The organism is Streptomyces nanhaiensis (genome assembly GCF_046614825.1).
GTDB lineage: Bacteria > Actinomycetota > Actinomycetes > Streptomycetales > Streptomycetaceae > Streptomyces > Streptomyces radiopugnans.
Map to the genome: position 1 here is coordinate 1 of NZ_JBKJFM010000346.1, position 1,168 is coordinate 1,168.

The following is a 1,168-nucleotide window of genomic DNA, read 5'->3' on the forward strand; positions in this document are numbered from 1 at the left end:
ACCCCTGGCTGGCGGATCATGCCGTGGCCGGAACCGTGCTGCTGCCCGGCACCGGGTTCCTCGAACTCGCCCTCCAGGCCGGCCACCACGTCGGCTGCGACACCATAGAGGAACTGACCCTCGAAGCCCCACTGATCCTTCCTGAGCGGGGCGGGGTCGACGTGCAGATGAACGTGGGCGCGCCTGACGGCTCGGGGCGGCGTGAGCTGAACCTGCACTCACGGGCGCAGGACGCGGACCGCGACGAGCCGTGGACCCGGCATGCCACCGGCACCCTGGCTCCGGCACAGCAATCCCCGGGGCCGGACGCCGGCCTGAGCGCGTGGCCGCCGCCCGGGGCCGAGCCGGTGGAGGTCGAGGGCTACTACGACCGGCTTGCCGAGCAGGGCTATGGCTACGGCCCCGCCTTCCTCGGCCTGCGGGCGGCGTGGCGGCGTGGTAACGAAGTGTTCGCCGACGTCGTCCTGCCGGAGGAGGAGTCCGCTGACGCCGCGGAATACGGGATCCACCCGGCGCTGATGGACGCGGCGCTGCACGCGCTGGGTCTGGGCGTGCTGCCTGCGGCGGGCGAGGGACGGGCGCGGCTGCCTTTCTCCTGGAACGGAGTGACTCTGCACGCGGCGGGCGCCGCCGCGCTCCGGGTGCGCGTGGCGCCGCTTGGGGACGAGGACACGGTGTCGGTCACCGTGGCCGACTCAGCCGGAGCGCCCGTCGCCACGGCCGAGTCGCTGGTCGTACGGCCGGTGGTTACGGCGCAATTGGACGCGGCCGGTTCTTCCGTGAACGACAGCGTGTTCCGTGTCGACTGGGTGACGCCCTCGGCAGAGTCCTCCTGTGTCGAGGCCCGGCGCTGGGCGGTCCTCGGGCCGGACCCGCTGAAGGTGGGGCAGTCGCTGGAAGAGGCCGGTGCGACGGTGTTCGCCGCCGATCACCTGGGCTCCGTGGCCATGCTGGACGCCGTTCCGGACGTGGTGGTCGTGCCGTACACGCCTGAGCTGGACGACACCGACAAGCTCGCCGCGCGGGTTCATGAGGTGCTGTACGGGGCGTTGGGTCTGGTTCAGGGGTGGCTGGCGGACGAGCGTTTCACCGATTCCCGGCTGGTGCTGCTCACCCGCAACGCCGTCGTCACCTCACCCGAGGACACCCCCAACCTGGAACACACCTC

At 71.8% G+C, this 1,168-nt stretch carries 1 protein-coding gene; it reads left to right on the forward strand.

The window, feature by feature from the left end:
- Positions 1 to 23: 23 nt before the first annotated feature.
- Positions 24 to 1,168 (forward strand): polyketide synthase dehydratase domain-containing protein (locus ACLIYP_RS30500; protein WP_412716307.1); only part of this gene is annotated, 1,145 nt, incomplete at its 3' end.